The following is a 6,130-nucleotide window of genomic DNA, read 5'->3' on the forward strand; positions in this document are numbered from 1 at the left end:
ATAGCCGCATCGAAGACCTCATGCCGTGGCGATTCCGCAAAACGTCAAGCCAGCCTCAATAGGGTTGCGGCTAAGCGCTTACGCTTGTCCCTGTCGTTGCCGGAAATAAGCGCGAGATGATCCCTGCACGCCTTGCAATAGACAAGCAGCTGGTCATTAGGGCCGCATCCGGCGATATGCGGGCGATTTGCGAATATAATAAGAGGCGGGAACGTTACACGTTCGAGCATGTCAAGCAGCAGCTTAAGAGTCTCGAACTCATATTTGAGGCTGAAGACCGCATCCGCATGTTTCCTGAAGACGTCACAGACGAATACAAGCGTGTGCTAGCGCTGTTGCGCATGAAGATTGATCCGGATTACTTGCTTTAGCAAATAGCTCACGAATTTCTCATTCGCCCTTGGGGAGCGCTTCTCGCGCTCCCCTTTTTTGTGGTTTGGCGATGCGCCGGCCCCTAGTGCGGATCGGATGTAACTTGTATGAGCGAGATGCGATCGTGTTTGGCACCTGTTGAGAGCCTGTTCGTCACTTGTTTCAAACCTGTTCGGGTATTCCTCCGTAAATTGGGCTAAACTGCGCAAGCCTCTGAAATAGAGCAGCTTTTCTCGTCAGCCGGTACCATGGGCTATCGATCGAGAGTTTTTTCAGGCTCCGGGTTCGTTAGCTCTGCCGGCGCTCGGGCAAGCGCCGCTGCGATGGTCCCGATGCGCTCACTGGACTGATGCATGGGAAGCCTCCGCCGCTTGGATTTCCCTGTAGAATTCCCTGTTCGCAGGGAAATTCACCGGCTGGGTTCGGGTTTGGCAGCGAGCTACGACAAGCTGCGTCGTTTCGATCTGGCCGATCAGGCCTATGCGCAAGCGATCCGGCTGGGAGGCGAAACCGTTCAGATTCTGAATGACCAGGGATATTCGTACATGCTGCGCGGCAATCTGAATGCAGCGCGACGGAAATTCGAGAAGGCCTATTCGCTCGACCCAGGTAATCCGGTCATCGCCAATAACCTCGAGCTTCTCAATGGCAGCCGGCGGTTCATTGAAAGACCACCAAACAACCAGCCATAAGCAATCGACCGGATACTGCGCTCACGGCCAGTTCTCGTCAATTTGGCCCAATCACAGCATCAGCGTGACGGCTGCCGCTGCGGACGATGACAACAACGCCATTGCGAACGGTAAATCGTGCGCCGAGCAGTTTCCGCACCTTCTCCGTGATCGGAGAGGGAAACGGAACGGTGTCTCCCACGACGGGTTCGCCGACCTTGATCGTCTCAGTCGCGGAGCCTGCAACTGGTGCAGGCTTGATATAGTCTCGGATAAGCTGAATCTCTTCACGTGATAGGATGAGCGGAGCCTGGTCAGGACGGGTCTCCGACGGCGGCTTGGATGTTTCACTGCTTGCTTTTTCACGTATCTCATTGGTGCTTGCGATCTGATCGAGCCTGGCTACGCGTAGCTTGAGCGCGATGATGTCACGTTGCAGTGCTGCGATCTCCAATTTGCGCGCGTTGGCCTGCATGAAGACAATGATCGCGCAAACGCAGCCCACGACAAAGCCGACGCTCAGCAATGCGATCAACCACCGCTCAAAGTTTCCCATCGACCGTCCGGCCGTCCGGGGGAGTTGTTCGCGCTGGAGATGGCTCCGCCAGATGCGGCGTGCTCGGTGCATCCAGTCGGTAGAGCCCGTTACGCTTGCCGCCGGCCGGCCTGACCCAAAATGCGCGGGCGACGAGGCGGCTTCCTCTCGGGCCGGATCAACTAACGACGCCGTGTCGACTTGCTCAAGCTCTAGATCCTCGGGGACGCGATCCTCCGTAGTCAGATGAGCGGCAGGGTGGAAGGGATCCATCTGCTTATCGAGCCGGCCCATCTCCATTCTCCGTGGAGCCATCTATCAACTTCAGCAGTTCCGCCGACGCGGATAGAATAGGGTACCCGAAGATTGGATCAATCGGAACGAAAAAGGCGCCAGGCCGCGCCGTGAACCGTTCTGAGGATAGCTTCAGGAGATAGGGCACCAACAGATGCCAAGGTTCGCCCCGCGAATGCACGTTCCGACCACGCGGACCATAGACAGTGCAATGAGGCACCATGTCGTGCGACGAATGCCCAATTTCAGCTGGTTAAGCCCAGGGTGCGACCGGTAAGTTATTGGTTGTTCTCCCTGTGGCTGTCTCTTAATGAGCCGCTTTATCGGGATCTTCAGACGCTTACGCCAACGCGCTTGCATGCGTGATAGCGCGCCATGACTAAGCGAATCTGAAGGGCAGCTGCGTTGCTCGATCGATCGCTAGCTGCCCCCTTTTCATTTGGAAACACTAGCCAACCTACTGAAATTACTGGAGCGTGTTTCGACCATTTTTTCCAAATGCGCCTTGAAATCACTATAAATCGAGCGGATTTTGATTCCGCCATTCGGAGGTTCGATCCCTCCCGCCCCAGCCAGCGCGCAAGCTGCTCGCGGCGCTTATTCGGTCGCTTCCATGTGGTTTTGGTCCACGACCCGCAGCGTCCGTCGCACCATGCCCTCGACAATGACCGCCGACTCGCTTGGACGCAGATGGATCGCCGTGGACCTCAGCAGCCATGGCAACACCGCCTGCTCAAGCCGCTCTTCATATGCGTGGCGCATCATGTCGAATGCCATCAGGCCCGGACCCGCCAGGATGACATGGTGCGGCCGCAGCACGGATATCGTTGCTGCGACCGCCTCGGCGAGCGCGCGACCCGCCTGCAGGAATAGGTGCTCGAGACGCGGATCGCCGCCCAGCGCGCGCTCGCGCAACAGGGCCATCTGTCCCTCCGATGGCTGCTGCGAGTCCGCCGGCGGCAGATCGAGAAAGGTGCGGGCGTCGCGGTAGAGCGCGTAATCGGCAAGATAGGCCTCGATACAGCCGCGCTGGCCGCAGCGGCATTGCGGCCCGTCCGGCGCCAGCTTGACATGGCCGATCTCGCTGCCGGCGCCCCAGCGTGCTTCACCATCGGCAACGACGCCCATCCCGATGCCGTGACCGACCATGATCGTGGCCGAGAGGCCTTGCGCCAATGCCGGTTCGGCGGCCGTGAGGGCGAGCGCGACCGCGACAGCGTCGTTCGCCATGACGACATCGACGCCGAACGCCTGACGTATCGGCGTCGCCAGATCGACTTCGGTGATCGACAGCGCGGGACTCCACAGTGTCGTGCCGGTGTCGACGTTCACGATGCCTTGCAGCGCAATCCCAATTCCCAACAGCCGATGGCGCGGCGTCGCCGTCGCATCGAGCAGCGCATTGATCTGCGCAATCACGAGATCGCGCAGCGCGCCTGCATCGAGCGCGCGCGTCGACAGTGCAAGTCGCGACTGCGCCACGCCGGAGCCCCGGAAATCCGCGATCAGCGTCTCGATCAGGTTCATGCGCACGGAGACCGCGGCGATGCGCCCGAACTCCGGATTCAGGGTCAGCAGCACGGCCGGCCGGCCGCGGCGGCGGCCATTCAGCCCGTCCGCATCTTCTTCCTCGCCGTCCTCGGACCACGGCGTTGCCGCCGTCTCGGTCTCACAGAGCAGCTCTTCTGCGATCAGCCGCGACGTCAGGCCGGAAACGGCCGGGAAGCTCAGCCCTGTACTCCGGGCGAGCGCCACGCGCGGCAGCGGCCCTTGGCGTCGCAAGACATCGACGAGACGGCCGCGGTTGGATTCACGGGCCGTGTTTGACACGCGTCTGGACGGCTCAATTTGGTCAACCATGCTGCCTCTTTAATTCATCAGGTAAATTTAATGGAGGGGATGGGATGCGTGTGTGACCGGAAAAGCACAATCGGATTCGGTTTTCAGCAGCTATATTTACTATTATCGTACCATCTGTACTATTTAGACTTGAAGAAGGGGCAAGTACATCCTGATCCGGCTGGTTTGCCCTGCGGCATTTGTTCGCGACGTAAATAAAAGATAGCGCATAAGCGCGTGAAACCCCTGAACGGGGGTGACCCAAGGGAGGTGTACATGAACGAATCGCTGAAGAAGCTAATGGTGTCGCTGTTTGCGACCGCAGCTGCGCTGGCCATCGCCACGGGGGCGGCGCAGGCCCAGCAGAAAAAGACTATCGCGCTGGTCACCAATGCCGCGGCCGATTTCTGGACGATCGCCGGCCGCGGGCTCGAAAAGGCTCAGAAGGAGCACCCGGAATACGACATCCAGTTGATCGTCACCAACGAAGCGACGGCGGCGGGCCAGCGGCGCGAGCTGGACGACCTGCTGGTGCGCGGCGTCGCCGGCATCTCCATCTCGGTCGACGATGCGCCGCACGCAACCGAAGAGCTCAACAAGGTTGCGGCCAAGACCGTGTTGATCACGACGGATAGCGACGCGCCGCAGAGCAAGCGTCTTGCCTATATCGGCACCGACAACGTCGCGGCCGGGCGCCAGGCAGGCGAGGAGATCAAGAAGGCGTTGCCGAGCGGCGGCAAGATCGCCCTGTTCGTCGGCACGATGGACGCGGACAACGCCCGCGAGCGGGTGCAGGGTATCAAGGACGCGATCGCCGGCACCAAGGTCGAGCTGGTCGACGTGTTCACCGACCAGGTGGACTTCGCCAAGGCCAAGGCGAACATGGAGAACGTGCTGGTCAAATATCCCGACATCGCGCTTTTGTCCGGCCTCTGGAGCTACGAGACTCCGCTGATCTATGACGCAGTCAAGGCGGCTGGCAAGGCCGGCAAGGTGAAAATAGTCGGCTTCGACGAAGACCAGCGCACGCTGCGGGGAATATCCGACGGGACGATTGAGTCCACTGTCGTGCAGCAGCCGTACGAGTTCGGGTATCTCTCCGCCATCAACATCATCAAGACGCTGAACGGCGACAAGTCCTGGATTCCGGCTGATAGCAAGCTGATCGTGCCGACCCAGGTGGTCAGCAAGTCCAACGTTGCGGAGTTTACCGCTCATCTGAAGGAGCTGCTGAAGAAGTGACTTCAGCGTGCTTCACGGCCCGGCCGCCACGGTGGCCGGGCTTTGGGCGGGAGGGAAGCGGAGACATGGCAGAGACACTGCTGGAGCTCAGCGGGATCAGCAAGACCTATCCCGGGGTCAGGGCGCTCGACGACGTCAATCTGCGCGTCTATCGCGGCGAAGTGTTGGGTTTGATCGGCGAGAACGGCGCCGGCAAGTCGACGCTGATGCGCGTGCTGGGTGGCGTGATTGCGCCGAGCGAAGGCGTGATCCGCATCGGCACCAGCGAGTATGCCCGAACCACGGTGACCGAGGCGACGCGGGCCGGCATCGCCTTCGTGCACCAGGAGCTGAACTTGTTCGAGAATCTCGACGTCGCAGCCAACGTGTTCATCGGGCGCGAGAAGCTGATGGGCGGGCCGCTGAAGCTGGTGGACAATGCCGAGATGCGTGCTCGCGTGACCCCGCTGCTGGAGCGGCTGGGTGCCGATTTCGCGCCGGACACGCTGGTCGAAGACCTGTCCATCGCCGAGCGGCAAATGGTGGAGATCGCCAAGGCGCTCTCGATCGACGCCCGCGTGATCATCATGGACGAGCCGACCTCCAGCCTGACGATCTCGGAGACCGAACGGTTGCTGGAGGTGATTGCCGATCTGAAGGCGCACGGCATTTCGGTGATCTATATCTCTCACCGGCTCGGAGAGATCATGACCTGCGCCGACCGCGTCGTGGTGCTGCGTGACGGTCGCACGGTGGGAGAGCTGGCGCGGAACGAGCTAAGCCATGCCGCGATGATCCGGTTGATGATCGGTCGCGACCTGAAAGCGCTGCATACCCCGCCGAAACAGGCGCCGCAGCCGGGCGGCTGCGATATCGTCGGCGTCGTGACATCGGCCTTTCCCGACCGGCAGGTTGATCTTTCCGTGCGGCATCGCGAGATCCTGGGACTGGCGGGGCTCGTGGGCGCTGGCCGCACTTCTCTTGCCCGCGCCGCCTTCGGCATTGACCCGCTGCTGGGCGGCGAGATCAGGATCGACAACGCACCGGTCGCTGTCGCATCGCCGCGCGACGCGATCAGCCAAGGCATCTATCTGGTGCCGGAGGACCGCAAGAAATCCGGGCTCGTGCTGGAGCTGCCGATCCGCGAGAACATGACGCTGGCGAGCCTATTGGATCACGCGCGGATGTGGCTGGTCAG

The 6,130-nt window shown here is 60.9% G+C and carries 6 protein-coding genes; 4 read left to right on the plus strand and 2 right to left on the minus strand.

What is annotated here, in order from left to right:
- Positions 1-116: 116 nt before the first annotated feature.
- Positions 117-371: a hypothetical protein gene (locus IVB32_RS33320; protein ID WP_247412788.1), complete on the plus strand. Its 255-nt coding sequence runs from the start codon at positions 117-119 to the stop codon at positions 369-371.
- Between the two features lie 372 nt (positions 372-743).
- A complete protein-coding gene (locus IVB32_RS33325; protein ID WP_247412790.1) occupies positions 744-1,064 on the plus strand; it encodes a tetratricopeptide repeat protein in 321 nt (106 codons plus the stop codon).
- 37 nt (positions 1,065-1,101) lie between these two features.
- Here the strand turns inward: IVB32_RS33325 and IVB32_RS33330 are convergent, their stop codons facing one another.
- Both IVB32_RS33330 and IVB32_RS33335 read right to left on the minus strand, forming a co-directional pair.
- A complete protein-coding gene (locus IVB32_RS33330; protein WP_247412792.1) occupies positions 1,102-1,872 on the minus strand; it encodes a hypothetical protein in 771 nt (256 codons plus the stop codon).
- Positions 1,873-2,469: 597 nt separating this feature from the next.
- Positions 2,470-3,732 carry an ROK family protein gene (locus tag IVB32_RS33335; protein WP_204510522.1) on the minus strand — a complete coding sequence of 421 codons (1,263 nt, stop codon included), beginning with the start codon at positions 3,730-3,732 and terminating at the stop codon, positions 2,470-2,472.
- Between the two features lie 255 nt (positions 3,733-3,987).
- Here IVB32_RS33335 and IVB32_RS33340 point away from each other — a divergent pair, with 255 nt between their 5' ends.
- Both IVB32_RS33340 and IVB32_RS33345 read left to right on the plus strand, forming a co-directional pair.
- The gene (locus IVB32_RS33340; protein ID WP_247367143.1) at positions 3,988-4,953 is read left to right on the plus strand and encodes a sugar-binding protein; all 966 of its coding nucleotides are present in this window, start codon (positions 3,988-3,990) and stop codon (positions 4,951-4,953) included.
- Positions 4,954-5,018: 65 nt separating this feature from the next.
- Positions 5,019-6,130, plus strand: a 1,112-nt coding sequence (locus tag IVB32_RS33345; protein WP_247412794.1) for a sugar ABC transporter ATP-binding protein, incomplete at its 3' end; no start/stop codon positions are given.

This window comes from Bradyrhizobium sp. 23, from assembly GCF_023073295.1.
GTDB classification, from domain to species: Bacteria; Pseudomonadota; Alphaproteobacteria; order Rhizobiales; family Xanthobacteraceae; genus Bradyrhizobium; species Bradyrhizobium canariense_D.

Bases quoted from the DNA above. Each gene is read 5' to 3' on its own strand.
- IVB32_RS33320 (WP_247412788.1), top strand. From the start codon at position 117: ATGATCCCTGCACGCCTTGCAATAGACAAGCAGCTGGTCATTAGGGCC.
- IVB32_RS33330 (WP_247412792.1), bottom strand. From the start codon at position 1,872: ATGGGCCGGCTCGATAAGCAGATGGATCCCTTCCACCCTGCCGCTCAT.
- IVB32_RS33335 (WP_204510522.1), bottom strand. From the start codon at position 3,732: ATGGTTGACCAAATTGAGCCGTCCAGACGCGTGTCAAACACGGCCCGT.
- IVB32_RS33340 (WP_247367143.1), top strand. From the start codon at position 3,988: ATGAACGAATCGCTGAAGAAGCTAATGGTGTCGCTGTTTGCGACCGCA.